At 51.7% G+C, this 19,430-nt stretch carries 1 protein-coding gene (cut by a window edge); it reads right to left on the bottom strand.

All coding sequences use genetic code 11. The features are described from left to right. Positions 1–3,277: 3,277 nt before the first annotated feature. A protein-coding gene (locus TBC1_RS17830) for a Calx-beta domain-containing protein (RefSeq protein ID WP_449405310.1) crosses the window boundary here: on the bottom strand, positions 3,278–19,430 show its 3' portion. 13,406 nt of this gene lie beyond the right edge of the window; 16,153 of the gene's 29,559 nt are visible here — the last part of the coding sequence; its start codon lies off the right edge, out of view; its stop codon occupies positions 3,278–3,280.

The raw sequence follows: 19,430 nt of genomic DNA, 5'->3' as shown, positions 1-19,430 counted from the left end.
TAATCGGTAGCGGTGGCGGTGCTCAGGGTGTAGGTCGAGCTTTCACAGATGGTGGCATCATCGCCGGCGCTGACAATGGCCTGCGGGTTGATCGTCAGGGTCATCTGGTCTGTATCGCCAACACACGGTGATGCTGAAGTGACCGTCATCGTCAGGATGACTGACCCATTCAGTACATCCGCTGCACTTGGGGTATAGGTGGGGTTGACAAGGCTTACATCATCGAACGAGCCCGTACCGTTGCTGCTCCAGGTAACCAGAGTAGCATTGGTGGCTGAGGCTGTTGATAATGTGTATGCAGAGCCTTCGCAGATCGTGGCGTCAACTCCGGCATCGGCCGTGGCCTGCAGACTGATCGTCAGTACCATATCATCACTGGCCTCTACGCACGGGGCGGCAGACTGGGCGGTCAGCGTCAGGGTGACGCTTCCGGCGGCAATGTCCGCAGCACTCGGGGTGTAGGTGGCAGCAAGGATGGTAGCATCGTCAAATGTGCCCGTGCCGCTTGAAGTCCAGAGCAGGCTGGTGTAATCGGTAGCGGTGGCGGTGCTCAGGGTGTAGGTGGAGCCTTCACAGATGGTAGCATCGGTTCCGGCGCTAACTGTGGCCTGCGGGTTGATGATTAATACCATAAAGTCAGTGGCATCAACACATCCTGTAGCACTGGTCACGCTGAGTGTGAGTGTTACTGTTCCGTTCAGGATATCGGCTGCACTTGGTGTGTAGGTCGGATCTTCAATGGTGGCATTGCTGAATGAACCTGTTCCGCTTGATGTCCAGGTGATGGTGGCTGCATCGGTTACTGTTGCATCAATGCTATAGCTGCTGCCTTCGCAGATCGTGGCGTCAACTCCGGCATCGGCCGTAGCCTGCAGGCTGATCGTCAATACCATATCGTCGCTGGCCTCAACACACGGGGCAGCTGACTGGGCGGTCAGCGTCAGGGTGACGCTTCCGGCAGCAATGTCCGCTACACTCGGGGTGTAGGTCGCAGCAAGGATGGTAGCATCGTCGAACGTGCCTGTGCCGCTTGATGTCCAGAGCAGACTGGTATAATCAGTTGCCGTGGCACTTGTCAGGGTGTATGTCGAACTTTCACAGATCGTGGCATCATCGCCGGCACTCACTATGGCCTGCGGGTTGATCGTCAGGGTCATCTGATCAACATCGCCCACGCAAGGTGAAGCTGATGTGACCGTCATGGTCAGGATAACTGAACCATTGATGATATCGGCGGCACTAGGTGTGTAAGTAGCGTTGACAAGGTTCACATTGTCGAACGAGCCTGTGCCATTGCTGCTCCAGGTAACTGATACGGCATTCGTGGCAACGGCGGTACTCAGGGTATAGGTTGAGCCTTCGCAGATCGTGGCGTCAACTCCGGCATCGGCCGTGGCCTGCAGACTGATCGTCAGAACCATATCATCGCTGGCCTCTACGCACGGGGCGGCTGACTGGGCGGTCAGCGTCAGGGTGACGCTTCCGGCGGCAATATCCGCAGCACTCGGGGTGTAGGTGGCAGCAAGGATGGTAGCATCGTCAAAGGTACCTGTGCCGCTGCTGGTCCAGAGCAGGCTGGTGTAATCGGTAGCGGTGGCGGTGCTCAGGGTGTAGGTGGAGCTTTCACAGATGGTGGCATCATCGCCGGCACTGACAATGGCCTGCGGGTTGATCGTCAGGGTCATCTGATCGATGTCTCCGGCACACGGAGCGGCTGAAGTAACCGTCATGCTCAGGATCACTGATCCGTTCAGGACATCCGAAGCACTCGGGGTATAGGTGGGGTTGACCAGGCTTACATCATCGAACGAGCCCGTACCGTTGCTGCTCCAGGTAACCAGGGTAGCATTGGTGGCTGAGGCTGTTGATAATGTATAGGCAGAGCCTTCGCAGATGGTTGCANCATCGTCGAATGTGCCCGTGCCGCTTGAAGTCCAGAGCAGGCTGGTGTAATCGGTAGCGGTGGCGGCGGTCAGGGTGTAGGTTGAACCTTCACAGATGGTAGCATCGGTTCCGGCGCTGACAATGGCCTGCGGGTTGATGGTCAGGGTCATCTGATCGAATTCTCCGGCACACGGAGCGGATGAAGTGACCGTCATCGTCAGGATGACTGAACCATTCAGTACATCGGCTGCACTCGGGGTATAAGTAGCATTGACAAGGTTCACATTGTCAAACGAACCGGTGCCGCTGCTGCTCCAGGTTACTGAAATTGCATTGGTAGCCGAGGCGGTGGATAATGTATAAGCTGAGCCTTCGCAGATGGTTGCATCGGTTCCGGCATCGGCCGTGGCCTGAATGCTGATCGTCAGTACCATATCATCGGTTGCTGATACACACGGGGCGGCTGACTGGGCGGTCAGCGTCAGGGTGACGCTTCCGGCGGCAATGTCCGCAGCACTTGGGGTATAGGTCGCAGCAAGTATGGTGGCGTCATCGAAGGTGCCTGTGCCACTGCTGGTCCAGAGCAGGCTGGTGTAATCGTTAGCAGTGGCGGTGCTTAAAGTATAGGTCGAACCTTCACAGATGGTGGCATCATCGCCGGCGCTTACTACGGCCTGCGGGTTGATCGTCAGGGTCATCTGGTCAACATCGCCAATACACGGTGATGCTGAAGTTACCGTCATGGTCAGGATCACTGATCCATTAATTACATCCGCTGCACTCGGGGTATAGGTGGCGTTGACAAGGTTCACATTGTCAAACGAACCGGTGCCGCTGCTGCTCCAGGTTACTGAAATTGCATTGGTAGCCGAGGCGGTGGATAATGTATAAGCTGAGCCTTCGCAGATGGTTGCATCGGTTCCGGCATCGGCCGTGGCCTGAATGCTGATCGTCAGTACCATATCATCGGTTGCTGATACACACGGGGCGGCTGACTGGGCGGTCAGCGTCAGGGTGACGCTTCCGGCGGCAATGTCCGCAGCACTTGGGGTGTAGGTAGCCGCAAGGATGGTAGCATCGTCAAAGGTACCTGTACCGCTGCTTGTCCAGAGCAGGCTGGTGTAATCGGTAGCGGTAGCGGTGCTTAAGGTATAGGTCGAACTTTCACAGATGGTCGCATCGGTTCCGGCGCTTACTGCGGCCTGCGGGTTGATGGTCAATACCATAAAGTCAGTGGCATCAACACATCCTGTAGCACTGGTCACGGAGAGTGTCAGCGTTACTGTTCCGTTCAGGATATCGGCTGCACTTGGTGTGTAGGTCGGATCTTCAATGGTGGCGTTGCTGAATGAACCTGTTCCGCTTGATGTCCAGGTGATGGTGGCTGCATCGGTTACTGTTGCATCAATGCTATAGCTGCTGCCTTCGCAGATCGTGGCGTCAACACCTGCATCGGCCGTGGCCTGCANGCGGTGGCGGTGCTCAGGGTGTAGGTGGAACCTTCACAGATGGTGGCATCATCGCCGGCGCTGACAATGGCCTGCGGGTTGATCGTCAGGGTCATCTGATCGATGTCTCCGGCACACGGAGCGGCTGAAGTAACCGTCATGCTCAGGATCACTGATCCGTTCAGGACATCCGAAGCACTCGGGGTATAGGTGGGGTTGACCAGGCTTACATCATCGAACGAGCCCGTACCGTTGCTGCTCCAGGTAACCAGGGTAGCATTGGTGGCTGAGGCTGTTGATAATGTGTATGCAGAGCCTTCGCAGATGGTTGCATCGGTTCCGGCATCGGCCGTGGCCTGCAGGCTGATCGTTAATACCATATCATCGCTGACCTCAACACACGGGGCGGCAGACTGGGCGGTCAGCGTCAGGGTGACGCTTCCGGCGGCAATGTCCGCAGCACTCGGGGTGTAGGTGGCAGCAAGGATGGTAGCATCGTCAAAGGTACCTGTGCCGCTGCTTGTCCAGAGCAGGCTGGTGTAATCGGTAGCGGTGGCGGTGCTCAGGGTGTAGGTGGAACCTTCACAGATGGTGGCATCATCGCCGGCGCTGACAATGGCCTGCGGGTTGATCGTCAGGGTCATCTGATCGATGTCTCCGGCACACGGAGCGGCTGAAGTGACCGTCATCGTCAGGATGACTGAACCATTCAGTACATCGGCTGCACTCGGGGTATAAGTAGCATTGACAAGGTTCACATTGTCAAACGAACCGGTGCCGCTGCTGCTCCAGGTTACTGAAATTGCATTGGTAGCCGAGGCGGTGGATAATGTATAAGCTGAGCCTTCGCAGATGGTTGCATCGGTTCCGGCATCGGCCGTGGCCTGCAGGCTGATCGTTAATACCATATCATCGCTGACCTCAACACACGGNAGCGTTACTGTTCCGTTCAGGATATCGGCTGCACTTGGTGTGTAGGTCGGATCTTCAATGGTGGCGTTGCTGAATGAACCTGTTCCGCTTGATGTCCAGGTGATGGTGGCTGCATCGGTTACTGTTGCATCAATGCTATAGCTGCTGCCTTCGCAGATCGTGGCGTCAACACCTGCATCGGCCGTGGCCTGCAGGCTGATCGTCAGTACCATATCATCGCTGACCTCAACACACGGGGCAGCAGACTGGGCGGTCAGCGTCAGGGTGACGCTTCCGGCGGCAATATCCGCAGCACTCGGGGTGTAGGTGGCAGCAAGGATGGTAGCATCATCAAACGTACCTGATCCGCTTGATGTCCAGAGCAGGCTGGTATAGTCGGTAGCGGTGGCGGTGCTCAGGGTGTAGGTGGAGCTTTCACAGATGGTGGCATCATCGCCGGCGCTGACAATGGCCTGCGGGTTGATCGTCAGGATCATCTGGTCTGTATCACCAACACACGGACCGGCTGAGGTTACAGTCATGGTCAGGATCACTGATCCGTCGTCAATATCATTCTGACTTGGCGTATAAACCGGATTCTGAACCGTTGTGCTGCTGAATGTTCCGGTTCCGCTGGTACTCCAGAGGATGGTAGCGGCATTCGTGGCAACAGCGGTACTCAGAGTATAGGTTGATCCTTCGCAGATGGTGGCGTCAACGCCTGCATCGGCCGTGGCCTGCAGACTGATCGTCAGTACCATATCATCGCTGGCCTCAACACACGGGGCGGCAGACTGGGCAGTCAGCGTCAGGGTGACGCTTCCGGCAGCTATGTCCGCAGCACTCGGGGTGTAGGTCGCTGCAAGGAGGGTTGCATCATCAAAGGTGCCTGTGCCACTGCTGGTCCAGAGCAAACTGGTGTAGTCGGTAGCCGTGGAGGTGCTCAGGGTGTAGGTGGAGCTTTCACAGATGGTGGCATCATCGCCGGCGCTGACAATGGCCTGCGGGTTGATCGTCAGGGTCATCTGATCGATGTCTCCGGCACATGGAGCGGCTGAAGTGACCGTCATCGTCAGGATGACTGAACCATTCAGTACATCGGCTGNAAGGATGCTAGCATCGTCGAATGTACCTGTGCCGCTGCTTGTCCAGAGCAGGCTGGTGTAATCGGTAGCGGTGGCCGCGGTCAGGGTGTAGGTTGAACCTTCACAGATGGTAGCATCGGTTCCGGCGCTGACAATGGCCTGCGGGTTGATGGTTAATACCATAAAGTCAGTGGCATCAACACATCCTGTAGCACTGGTCACGGTGAGTGTGAGTGTTACTGTTCCGTTTAGGATATCGGCTGCACTTGGGGCATAGGTGGCGTTGACCAGGCTTACATCATCGAACGAGCCCGTACCGTTGCTGCTCCAGGTAACCAGGGTAGCATTGGTGGCTGAGGCAGTTGTCAGTGTGTAAGATGATCCTTCGCAGATGGTTGCATCGGTTCCTGCATCGGCCGTGGCCTGCAGGCTGATCGTCAGTACCATATCATCGCTGGCTTCAACACAAGGAGCAGCAGACTGGGCAGTCAGCGTCAAGGTGACGTTTCCGGCGGCAATGTCCGCAGCACTCGGGGTATAGGTGGCAGCAAGGATGCTAGCATCGTCGAATGTACCTGTGCCGCTGCTTGTCCAGAGCAGGCTGGTGTAATCGGTAGCAGTAGCGTTACTCAGGGTGTAGGTGGAGCTTTCACAGATGGTGGCATCATCGCCGGCGCTGACAATGGCCTGCGGGTTGATCGTCAATACCATAAAGTCAGTGGCATCAACACATCCNAGTGTTACTGTTCCGTTCAGGATATCGGCTGCACTTGGTGTGTAGGTCGGATCTTCAATGGTGGCGTTGCTGAATGAACCTGTTCCGCTTGATGTCCAGGTGATGGTGGCTGCATCGGTTACTGTTGCATCAATGCTATAGCTGCTGCCTTCGCAGATCGTGGCGTCAACACCTGCATCGGCCGTGGCCTGCAAGCTGATCGTCAATACCATATCATCGGTTGCAGATACGCACGGGGCGGCAGACTGGGCGGTCAGCGTCAGGGTGACGCTTCCGGCGGCAATGTCCACAGCACTCGGGGTGTAGGTAGCCGCAAGGATGGTAGCATCGTCAAAGGTACCTGTGCCGCTTGATGTCCAGAGCAGGCTGGTGTAATCGGTAGCCGTGGCGCTTGCCAATGTGTAAGTCGAGCTTTCACAGATCGTGGCATCATCGCCGGCACTTACTATGGCCTGCGGGTTGATCGTCAGGGTCATCTGATCGATGTCTCCGGCACACGGAGCGGCTGAAGTGACCGTCATGGTAAGGATTACTGATCCATCGTCGATGTCATTCTGACTTGGTGTGTAAACCGGGTTCTGAACTGTGGTGCTGCTGAATGAGCCGGTCCCGCTGGTACTCCAGAGGATGGTAGCGGCATTCGTGGCTACAGCGGTACTCAGTGTATAGGTTGAGCCTTCGCAGATGGTGGCGTCAACTCCTGCATCGGCGGTGGCCTGCAGGCTGATCGTCAGTACCATATCATCGCTGGCCTCAACACATGGGGCAGCAGACTGGGCGGTCAGCGTCAGGGTGACGCTTCCAGCGGCAATATCCGCAGCACTCGGGGTGTAGGTCGCAGCAAGGAGGGTGGCATCGTCGAACGTGCCGGTGCCATTGCTGGTCCAGAGTAAGCTGGTGTAATCGGTAGCGGTGGCTGTGGTCAGGGTGTAGGTTGAACTTTCACAGATCGTGGCATCATCGCCGGCGCTGACAATGGCCTGCGGGTTGATCGTCAATACCATAAAGTCAGTGGCATCAACACATCCTGTAGCACTGGTCACGGAGAGTGTCAGCGTTACTGTTCCGTTCAGGATATCGGCTGCACTTGGCGTGTAGGTCGGATCTTCAATGCCTGCATTGCTGAAGGTGCCTGTTCCGTTGCTTGTCCAGAGGATGCTCACGGCGTTGGTTACTGTTGCATCAATGCTATAACTGCTTCCTTCGCAGATCGTGGCGTCAACTCCGGCATCGGCGGTAGCCTGCAGACTGATCGTCAGTACCATATCATCGCTGGCCTCAACACACGGAGCGGCAGACTGGGCGGTCAGCGTCAGGGTGACGTTTCCGGCGGCAATGTCCGCAGCACTCGGGGTGTAGGTGGCAGCAAGGATGGTAGCATCGTCAAATGTGCCCATGCCGCTTGAAGTCCAGAGCAGGCTGGTGTAATCGGTAGCGGTGGCGGTGCTTAAGGTGTATGTCGAGCTTTCACAGATCGTGGCATCATCGCCGGCACTCACTATGGCCTGCGGGTTGATAGTCAGGGTCATCTGATCGATGTCTCCGGCACACGGAGCGGCTGTGGTCACGGTGAGTGTGAGTGTTACTGTTCCGTTCAGGATATCGGCTGCACTTGGGGTATAGGTGGCGTTGACCAGGCTTACATCATCGAACGAGCCCGTACCATTGGTGCTCCAGGTAACCAGGGTAGCATTGGTGGCTGAAGCTGTTGATAATGTGTATGCAGAGCCTTCGCAGATGGTTGCATCGGTTCCTGCATCGGCCGTGGCCTGCAGGCTGATCGTTAATACCATATCATCGCTGACCTCAACACACGGAGCAGCAGACTGGGCGGTCAGCGTCAGGGTGACGCTTCCGGCGGCAATGTCCGCAGCACTCGGGGTGTAGGTGGCAGCAAGGATGGTAGCATCGTCAAATGTGCCCGTGCCGCTTGAAGTCCAGAGCAGGCTGGTGTAATCGGTAGCGGTGGCCGCGGTCAGGGTGTAGGTTGAACCTTCACAGATGGTAGCATCGGTTCCGGCGCTGACAATGGCCTGCGGGTTGATGGTTAATACCATAAAGTCAGTGGCATCAACACATCCAGTAGCACTGGTCACGGTGAGTGTGAGTGTTACTGTTCCGTTCAGGATATCGGCTGCACTTGGGGCATAGGTGGCGTTGACCAGGCTTACATCATCGAACGAGCCCGTACCGTTGCTGCTCCAGGTGACTAGAGTAGCATTGGTGGCTGAGGCAGTTGTCAGTGTGTAAGATGATCCTTCGCAGATGGTTGCATCGGTTCCTGCATCGGCCGTGGCCTGCAGGCTGATCGTCAGTACCATATCATCACTGGCCTCTACGCACGGGGCGGCTGACTGGGCGGTCAGCGTCAGGGTGACGCTTCCGGCGGTAATGTCCGCAGCACTCGGGGTGTAGGTCGCAGCAAGGATGGTAGCATCATCAAACGTACCTGATCCGCTTGATGTCCAGAGCAGGCTGGTGTATTCAGTAGCCGTGGCCGTGGTCAGGGCGTAGCTTGAGCTTTCACAGATGGTGGCATCATCGCCGGCGCTGACAATGGCCTGCGGGTTGATCGTCAGGGTCATCTGATCACTGACCTGCGGACAGCCTGTTGTTGCAGTGGCTGTTAGCGTCAGAACCACAGATCCGTTTGCAATATCACTGAGACCTGGTGTATATACAGGATCTTCTGTAATAGCACTGTTGAAAGTTCCAGTACCAGAAGTCGTCCACAACAATGAAACATATCCACTTGCAGTTGCAGCCATCGTTGCCGTTCCAGCTTCGCATATAGTTTGATCCGTTCCGGCATCAACAGTTGCAGGAGAAGCAATTGTAATCGTCACGAGGTCAGAACTTGAAGCACATACTCCATTGGAAATAGTCCACCGGAATACATAGGTTCCTGTATTCAAACCTGTAATGGTTGTTGATGGGCTTGAAGGAGTGGTAATGGTAGCTGCAGCTCCGCTTTCCTGAGTCCATTCGCCAGTACCATAAACAGGTGTGTTGGCATCCATCGTAGCTGTCGCCGGAGTTGTACTGCAGATTGTCTGATCATTTCCGGCAAAAGCTGGAGTAGGACTGTTATAGTTTGTAACGGTAACATCATCCGTTGAAGTGCAGGTACCATTGGTAATTGTATAACGGAATACATACGGTGTAGTACTGGCAATCATTCCGCTTACCAATGCCATTGATCCACTGGTAGGAAGTATTACAGGCGTATTGGGCCCTGAAATGAATGACCAACCACTGGAACCTGATGACGGTGTATTTCCGATAAGTACTGTTGAAGTCGCAGCACAAAGGGTTTGATCATCGCCCGCATCAGCTGAAATATTCTGGTAATAGTTAACCGTTACATCGGCCGCACTTGGGGTACAAACACCATTGCTGATGGTCCACCTCAAAACATAGGTTCCATAGGCATCGGCTGTAAATACCGCATCCGGATCTGTATCATCATCAAATGTTCCGGTTCCTCCGCTTACAATGCTCCATGCACCGGTACCGGTTACCGGAGTATTACCACCCAAAGCTGCACTCACCAGGCTGCCGCAGATATCCTGATCTGCTCCTGTAGTAGCTGTGCTCGGTGCAGCAGTATAGGTTATGTTGACAACATCTGAACTTGACGGACATGTCCCGTTGGTGATCGTCCAGGTAAACTCGTAGGTCCCGTATTCATCTACCGTTGCGGTTGAGGTCGGTGAATTGGCTGAACTGAAGGTTGCATTGCCACCGATCGGACCATCGGTCTGTGTCCAGGTTCCTGTTCCTGATGTTGCTGTATTGCCGGCCAGGGTTGCTTCCAGTCCGCATACTTCCTGATCTGAACCGGCAGAGGCTGTGGTAGGACTGTCGTAATTGATCAGCGATACATCATCGCTGGTGGATGCACAAACTCCATTGCTGATAGTCCACCGCAATACATAGGTACCTGGGATCATGCCGGTAACTGTGCTGTTGTAGGCTGATGGCGTGGTAATGGCCGGTACGTTCGGTCCACTGATTAAGGTCCATAAGCCCGTGCCCGGGGATGGATCGTTCCCTTCAAGAGTGGCTGTAGTTACGTCACAAAGACTCTGATCTGCACCTGCAGCAGCTGCCGGTGCGGTTTCGTAGAATATGACTGTTATATCCGCTGTACTTGGTGTACAGGTGCCATTGCTGATGGTCCACCTTAGCTCATAGGTGCCATAGGTATCGGCTGTAAAGGTTGAACTGCCACTGGCACTATTGCTGAAGCTTCCTGTACCACCGCTGACAATGCTCCATGCGCCCGTGCCTGCTGTTGGGGTATTGCCTCCCAATGCACCACTGGTAAGGGTGCCGCAAAGGCTCTGATCTGCTCCAACGGTCGCCGGTGTCGGGGTTTCGTAGAAGTTCACTGTTATGCTGGCTGCACTTGGTGTACACGTGCCGTTGCTGATGGTCCATGTTAATACATAGGTTCCATAGGCATTGGCTACAAAGTTGGAGTTCCCTGATGTCGGTGCTGTAAAGGTTCCGGTTCCGCCACTGGTGATGCTCCATGCGCCGGTGCCAACCAAAGGCGTATTGCCACCTAATCCGGTACTGGTTAAGGTTGCGCAATGGTTCTGCGTCGAACCTACGGTTGCGGTTGTCGGTGTTTCGTAATAATTAACTGTGACATCGGCCGTACTTGGGGTACAAACACCATTGCTGATGGTCCAGCGTAATACGTAAGTACCATAGGCATCGGCTGTAAATATCGCATCCGGATCTGTATCATCATCAAATGTTCCGGTTCCTCCGCTTACAATGCTCCATTCACCGGTACCGGTTACCGGAGTATTACCACCCAAAGCTGCACTTACCAGGCTGCCGCAGATATCCTGATCTGCCCCTGCAGTAGCTGTGCTCGGTGTAGCAGTATAGGTTACGTTGACAACATCTGAACTTGACGGACATGTCCCGTTGGTGATCGTCCAGGTAAATTCGTAGGTCCCGTATTCATCTACCGTTGCGGTTGAGGTCGGTGAATTGGCTGAACTGAAGGTTGCAGTGCCTCCTACAGGACCATCGGTCTGTGTCCAGGTTCCTGTTCCTGATGTTGCTGTATTGCCGGCCAGGGTTGCTTCCAGTCCGCATACTTCCTGATCTGAACCGGCTGATGCTATGGTGGGACTGTCGTAATTGATCAGCGATACATCATCACTGCTGGATGCACAAACTCCGTTGCTGATAGTCCACCGCAATACATAGGTACCCGGGATCATGCCGGTAACTGTGCTGTTGTAGGCCGATGGCGTGGTAATGGCCGGTACGTTCGGTCCACTGATTAATGTCCACAAGCCCGTGCCCGGGGATGGATCGTTCCCTGCAAGAGTGGCTGTAGTTACGTCACAAAGACTCTGATCTGCACCCGCAGCAGCTGTAACAGCCTGATTTACAGTGAATGTTATAGTGCTGTTGGCACATTCAATACCCGGGACACCGCTGTCGCAGATTTCAACCACCACGAAGTCAGTACCGTTATAGCCATTGTCCGGATCGTATGTGTAATCCCCATCACTTTCGATGGTGAATGTACCATGTAAAGCATCCGTTACAGGAACCGTATTGACTGTTAATGCTGTTCCATCAGGATCAGCATCCCCATTGGTGAGAATATTTCCTGAAGATGTTGTACTGCTGCAAAGTGTATAAGCATCATCAACCAGCACCGGTGGGTCATTCACCGCTGTAACTGTAATCAACAGGTCAGCTGTATCGAATCCGCCGTTACCATCGGTAATGGTATAGGTTGCTGCCGGTACGCTTCCATTGTAATTGAGAACCGGTACAAACTGGAATGAACCGTTTGAATTGATTACCAGTGTTCCAACTCCCGGAATGGTTGCTGTAACACCAGCCAAATAAGTGGTTGAACCGATAACAAATTGAGTAACTGTTAATTGGTCACCATCGGGATCTGAATCATTGGTCAAAACTGTGCCAGCTACGGGGGTATCTTCCGGTGTCGTAACCTCGTCGTTGACAGCTACAGGCGCGTCATTCGAGGAGTTAATAGTTATTATTACCTGTGCATCTTCAACAGCCCAGTTGGTACCATCGGTTGCATTGTAATCAAATGTTGTGGTGCCAAACCAGTTTCCATCGGGTACAAAGGTCAGCAGATCAAGATCTGCAAGTGGTATCAGTTGTCCCGGGGTAACTAAAACTGAATTCAGATACAAATCGCCATTTGCCGGCAGGCTGACAACCTCAACAGTAACAAGATCATCTCCGTCAGCATCGTTAAATGCGTTGGTAAAGTCTGATTCAGTAAATGTAATGGTTTGATCTTCAGTACCTGATTTGGTTATATCTTCCAGAACAGGTGCATTGTCGTCGTTGGTGATGGTACCTTGTCCACTACCATCGGCAAGTGTAATGTTGCGGCCGTTGGTAACCAAATTGCTCAACTCAACTGTAAAGGTTTCGTCAGCCTCTACTTTGGTATCACCATTTATCAGAACTGAAATCGTCTTACTGGTTTCGCCGGCAATAAATGTAAGCGTACCTGTGGCTGTGCCATAGTCGCTGTCGGCAATAGTTGCAGTGCCATCAGCAGTTGCGTAGTCAACTGTTACTGCAGCATCACTGGCTGCAGTCAACGTTACCGTAAAATCAAAGCTGGTGGTGCCGCTGTTGCCTTCCGCCAGGGTTACATCTCCGATACTCAGCGTGGCCGAGTCGTCGTTAGTGATGGTGCCCAAACCACTTGCATCGGTTACTGAAACATTTCTTCCATTGTTGTCCAGCCCGCTTAATTCAACAGTAAAGGTTTCATTGGCTTCCACCTTAGTGTCACCGTTAACTGACACTGTAATGGTCTTACTGGTTTCGCCTGCTGCAAAAGTAAGTGTTCCGGTTGCAGTGCTATAGTCACTGTCAGCTGCAGTGGCTGAACCGTCTGCAGTTGCATAATCAACTGTTACTGCAGCATCGCTGGCGGCACTCATACTAACCGTAAAGGTAAAACTGGTGGTGCCACTATTGCCCTCGCTGACTGTTACATCGTTGATGGTGATGGATGCGGCATCGTCGTTGGTGATGGTGCCCACTCCCTGATCATCAGCAAGAGTAACTGCATATCCTCCATTCGAGAGGTTGCTCAGATTCATGTAGAAGGTCTCATTTGCCTCTACTTTGGTATCGCCGTTGATCGGTACAATGATCGTGCGGCTGGTTTGGCCGGCTGTAAATACAAGCGTACCGGCTACTGAGATGTAATCTCCGTCTGCTATGGTGGCTGTATTATTGGCTGATGCATAATCCACGGTTACTGTTCCGCCTACTACGGATGACAGGGTTACCGTAAAAGTAAGGTTGGAAGTACCTGCATTCCCTTCGGCAATGCTTACATCATTTATGGCGATGGTGGCATTGTCGTCGTTCAGAATGGTGCCTGTACCAGAACTGCTGCCCAGCGAAACAGCGCGACCGTTATTAACCAGATTGCTGAGTACAACGATAAAGGTTTCGTCGTCTTCAATTCTGGTATCACCATTTACTAAAACTGTGATAGTTTCCTCAGTATCTCCGGCTGCAAATGTTAATGTGCCGGTAGCTGTTGAATAATCACTATCACCAGTAGTGGCAGTGCCGTTGGCGGTGGCGTAATTCACCGTAATTGCAGCATCGCTGGCTGCACTCAGGCTTACTGTAAAGGTAAATGCTGTTGTACCGCTGTTTCCTTCATCCTCACTTACACTATTGATACTCAGGGTGGCTGCATCGTCATCGGTAATAGTTCCAATGGCCTGTGCATCGTAAGTTACCAACGCATTGCTGATGTTGGAAAGGTTGACATAGAAGGTTTCTGTAATTTCTACAATACTGTTGTCGATGATGTTTACAGTAAAGGTTTCCGTTTCGCCATTTGTTCCGGCAAAAGTCAGGATACCTGAAGTTCCTGTGTAATCGCTTCCTGCTATGGCAGTATTGTTGGCTGTTGCATAATCAATGCCAACACCACCTTGCACTGCGCCATTGAGGGTAACGGTAAATGTTGCTGTTCCATCAGCCTCGTTAATGGTTACATCAGCAATGCTTAAGCTGGCGGCATCGTTGTCGGTGATATTGACGGAAGCAGCATCCGGCGATCCTACACTAATATTCGGATTACCTGAAGTAATGGCTGCAAGAGTCACTATAACGGTTTCTGTTGACTCAAGAATGGCATCATCGTTTACCTCTACATCAATGGTAGCTGTTGTACTACCGGCAGGAATGGTTACTGTTCCTGAAAGTGTATTGTAATCACTGTCTGCTGTTGCAGTTCCTCCAATGGTATAGGATATCTCTGTATCGGTATCCGATGCCTGAGTCATAGTAACTGTGAATTCACCGTCATTGGAAGGTTCAGCAGCTGTTGCATCACTCGCAGTGATGCTTACTGTTGCAACATCATTGTCGGCGATGGTTACTGTGGCTTCATCATTATTGGTATCTATTGAAGTATTGGCATCTCCCGAAGAAATTGAAATTAAGGTAACAATCACTGTTTCGGAAGATTCCATGATAAGATTATCAATTACTTCAACCGGAATAGTAACCGATGTGCTTCCGGCAGGTATGACAGCTGTTCCGGTAAGAGTTGTATAATCAGAGCCAGGAGTTGCAGTTCCGCTGACAGAATATGTAATTACGGTGGCAACATCGGCTGCATTGGACATGGTTATGGTGAACTCACCATCATTATCTGGTTCGGCTGCCGATGCGTCTGTTGCAGAAATACTGACTGTAGCTGCATCATCGTCGGAAATAGTTACAGTAGCAAAGGAAGGTGCACCGATAGAAATGCCACTGTTACCGGATGTGATGGCAGAAAGGGTGATGGTTACCGTTTCGTCATCTTCAAGAATATTGTCATCAATCACCGGCACTGAAATAGTGGCGCTGGTGCTGCCGGCCGGAATGGTTACCGTCCCCGAAAGGGCAGTGTAATCAATGTCTGCTGTGGCATCACCTGAAATGGTGTAACTGATTTCTGTGTCTGTTGACGAAGTCAGACCCATGCTGACAGTGTACTGGCCATTGTTTGCCGGTTCGGCGGCTGCCGGATCGCTGGCAACCACTGAAACGCTGGTAGCATCATCGTTGAGAATAGTTCCAAGTCCCGAATTGTCGGTGAAGGTAATATTCCTTCCGCCAAAGTTGTCTTCGCCCAAATCTACGGTAAAGGTTTCTGTGGGTTCTACCACAAGATCACCGTTTACGATGATAGATAAGGTTTTTATTTCACCAATGGTACCATTAAAAGTAAGTGTTCCGGTAGCAGTTGTATAGTCAGAACCTCCGGCTGCCAGGAGATCAGCTGTTTGATAGGTAACGGTATACGGACCATCAGTGGCGCGACCGCTGTGGGTGATGATAAACACATACTCCAGGGTTTCTCCATTGTCAGGCTCTGTATTGGTTACATTGTTGATGGAAAGGGTGGCGGCATCGTTGTCCTCAATATTTGATGTTGCCGTTGTAGTAGCCCCTCCCCCGTTCAAAATCACATCCTGACTGTTGGCATCCAGGTTACTCAATGTACCGGTTAAGGTTTCGGTGGGTTCAACAATCAGGTCTTCAAGTATGGTAATGGGCACGGTTTGTGAAAGCGATGCTCCGTTACCAAAGTTGAGGGTAGTTGAAAATGCTGTGTAATCTGATCCTGTAAGTGCGGTTCCGTTGGAAGTTGCAAAATCAACAGAGATGGCATTCTGTATTACCCTGTCGGATGCTACTGTAAATGAGCCGGTTCCATCTGCTTCGTTAACTGTAAATCCTGTAATGGTCAGGGTTGCCAGATCGTTGTCGTTGATGGTTCCGGTAGCGGTTGGGGTAGCACCGATAGAAATCTGCTGACTGTTTGCATTGACAAGGGCAATGGTACCAGTGAAGGCTTCTGTTGGTTCTGAAACAAGATCCCCCACAACAACAACCGGAATATTAATAGAACGTGTTAAAGGAGGTATTGTGTACTCTACAGTAGTTTGCTGAGTTATATCACTGCCATGTAAGGCTGTGCCCTGAGTTGTTGTGAATGAAATTACAACCGGCTCCTGTGCAATATAATCCAGGGTAGCTACAAAATTGTAAGTTGTATTGGCATCAAGTTCCGACTCTGTGAAACCTGTCAGATTGATGGTATTTAACGGATCGTCATCTGTTATTTCTCCCAATCCGACTGCATCGGTAAATGAAGCGGTACCGGTGGTTGAAATATTGCTCAACGTAACTTCATAGTATTCTGAAACTGGCTCAGCAATGGCATTATTCATTATGGTAACAGTGATGGTTTTGGTTGTACCACTCAGTGATCCCGCTTCAAAAGTCAATGTGCCAAAGGCTTCAAGATAGTCAGAGGGTTCTTCAGCCGGGGTGGCAGGATATAGTGAAGAACCGTCACTGGTTGCAAAACTCATGGTAAGTGCATCCTGCAGGTTGTCGCCCGACATGGTTACTGTAAATACTGCAACTCCGCCAGCTACATCTTCAGCTACAGTTACATCGTCAATAGCAAAGGTTACGGCATCGTTGTCCACGATTGTTCCCACGGCAGTACCATCGCTGATGGTTACCAAACCACCGGTAATGTTACTCAGGGTAACGTTATAGGTTTCGGTAGGCTCGGTGTAAGTATCATTGGTAATATTAACAGTAAAGGTACGGGTTGCGCCCGACACAGAGCCGGCGCTGAAATTGAGCGTACCTGTGGCTGTGCCATAATCTGATCCCGCAAGGGCTGTATTATCACTGGTGGCAAAATCAACACTGAAGGCATCCTGAATATTACCGGTAAGTGTTACTGTAAAGGTGGCAGTGCCTGCATCTTCATCAACACTAACATCGGCAATGGCAATGCTGGCAGCATCGTTGTCTTCAATAGTACCGGTTGCAGTACCTGTAAGCGCTCCCACGGTTGCCTGCTGGCCATTATCTTCTGTTAACGTAATTGTTCCTGTGAATGACTCTGTGGGTTCCAGGATGTTATCTCCAAGAATATCTACTGGTATATCAGTAAATAAGGTACCGGCCGGAATGGTCACACTTATGGCTGTACGGGACGAATAATCACTGCCATCAAGGGCTGTTCCATCGGCAGTTGAGAACTCAAGGATAATATCTTCCTGAGCCGTTGTATTCATACTGGCCCTGAAATTCCGAACCTGGGTAGCCTCGGTTTCGGTAACAGTAAAACCTGCCAGATCTATGGTAATGATATCGTTATCATTGATGGTAGATGTTGCTGTTGGGGTTGCAATGGTAATCTGCTGTCCGTTCACAGTGGTAATGGCAATGGTCCCGGTTAAGGTCTCTGTTGGTTCGGCAATCAAATCGCCCAACACACTAACAGGCACATTTACTGTGGTGGAACCACCGGCAAGGGTAACTACTGTGCCTGTTTGTGCAGTGTAGTCGCTTCCTGAAGTGGCAGTTACATTGGCAGTGCCGAAACTCAGCACCACATTTTCCTGCGCTTCTGCAGTCATAGTCACCACGAAGTTGGCGGTTTGTGTTCCTTCGGTTTCGGTGATGGTAAATCCACTGATAGCAAGTGTAGCTGTATCATCATCGGTAATGGTTCCCAATCCCTGATTATCAGCTATGGTTGCATTTCCGGTTGTTACAAGCCCGCTAAGGTTTATAAAATAAGTCTCTGTTGGTTCGCAGATTGCATCGCTGGTTATGTCAATGGTGATGGTTTGCGTTGCTCCGTTTGTTGAGCCTGCTGCAAAAGTAACTGTACCGGAATTGCTTGAAAAATCACTGGTAGAAAGCGCGGTATTGTTGGCTGTGGCGAAGTTAACCGAAATGGCATCCTGGGTGTTTCCGGTAAGCGTTACTGTAAAGGTAGCGGTACCAGCCGATTCATCCACAGTGACATTGTTAATGGCAAGGCTGGCATTGTCGTTGTCGTTAATGGTCCCGGTAGCGGTAGCGGTGGTTATCGTAACATCCTGGCCTCCTGAGCTGAGGTTGCTGATGGTGCCACGGAGTGTTTCGGTAGGTTCATCGAAGATGTCATCTGTTATCGGGACTGAAATGGTCTGAACCAAAGGATTGGCCCCTCCGAATGTAAGAGTCGAATTCACCGTTTCATAATCACTTCCTGCCAGAGCAGTAATATCACTGGTGGCAAAATCAACCGTAAACGGGGTTTGAACTGCCCCGCTTAGAGTAACTGTATAGCTCGCCGTTCCGGCATTTTCGTTCACTGTAAATCCTGTGATAACCAGGGTTGCAGCATCGTCGTTTTCAATGGTACCAATACCTGTACCATCAGAGATGGTTACATTGGGATTGGCTACGCCGGCGACCAATACATTGCTTAGGATTGCAGTAAAGGTTTCGTCCAGTTCTACTTTCAGATCGCCGTTAATGGTCACACTGAAGGTTTGGGTTTCGCCTTGTGTACCCACAAAAGTCAGGGTTCCTGAGGCTGGTTCGTAATCATTGTCAGCATCGGTAGCAGTGCCATCACTGGTAGCATAATCTACGGTAACTCCCAATTCAACGGCGTTGCTTAGGGTCACGGTAAAGGTCATCAGCGAGGTACCCGAGTTGCCTTCGGTTATTGAAACGTCGCTGATTGATAGCACTGAACTGTCATCGTTGGTAATGTTGCCGGTACCGGTATTATCCGAAATGGTAATGTCTTTCCCGGTCGCTCCGGTAATGCCGCTTAACCTTACCGGGAAAGTCTCATTTGGTTCAACCATAATGTCCTGATTCACCAAAACGGTTAAGATCTTGGTACCTCCGTTAACAGCTTCAGCCTCGGTGAAAGTTATTGTACCCCCTGTTCCTGAAAAGTCTGAAGGCGCTTTGGCCGTTCCTGTATTTTGTGTAAACCAGGTTACACCATATCCTCCCATTACCTGCGCTCCGCTGTGGGTTAACGTGAAATTAACAGCTGTGGTTCCCGGAACTGTACTGCCTTCTGTTACAGTTACATCGTTTATTGCCACTGTGGCTGCATCATTATCCGTATTGTTAACCGATACATCATCCGGATCAAGCGGATCATAGTTGGGGTCTGTGGTAAGGTCTTCATCAACTGTATTTACAATTGTAAATGCAATTGTTCCGTCTACAACGATATCATCAACTCCGGTCACAGTAATGGTTTGAGGTAAATCCCAATCATCATGGTCAAATGTCAGTTGTGAAATATCCACTGTTCCTTCGGCAGTATTATTGCTTGCAACATTTACAACCACCACAAAATTCTCTGTATCGGTGGCCGGTTTGCTGGTAAGCCTGATGGTAAAGGTGGCTGTGGTCTCGTTCTCACTTACAGTCAGCGAAGTTGGAGTTACAATAAATCCGGCTACGTCGTTATCGATATTGGTCAAG

Origin of the sequence: Lentimicrobium saccharophilum (genome assembly GCF_001192835.1) — a bacterium.
GTDB classification, from domain to species: domain Bacteria; phylum Bacteroidota; class Bacteroidia; order Bacteroidales; family Lentimicrobiaceae; genus Lentimicrobium; species Lentimicrobium saccharophilum.
This window is presented reverse-complemented; position numbering and strand designations above follow the sequence as displayed.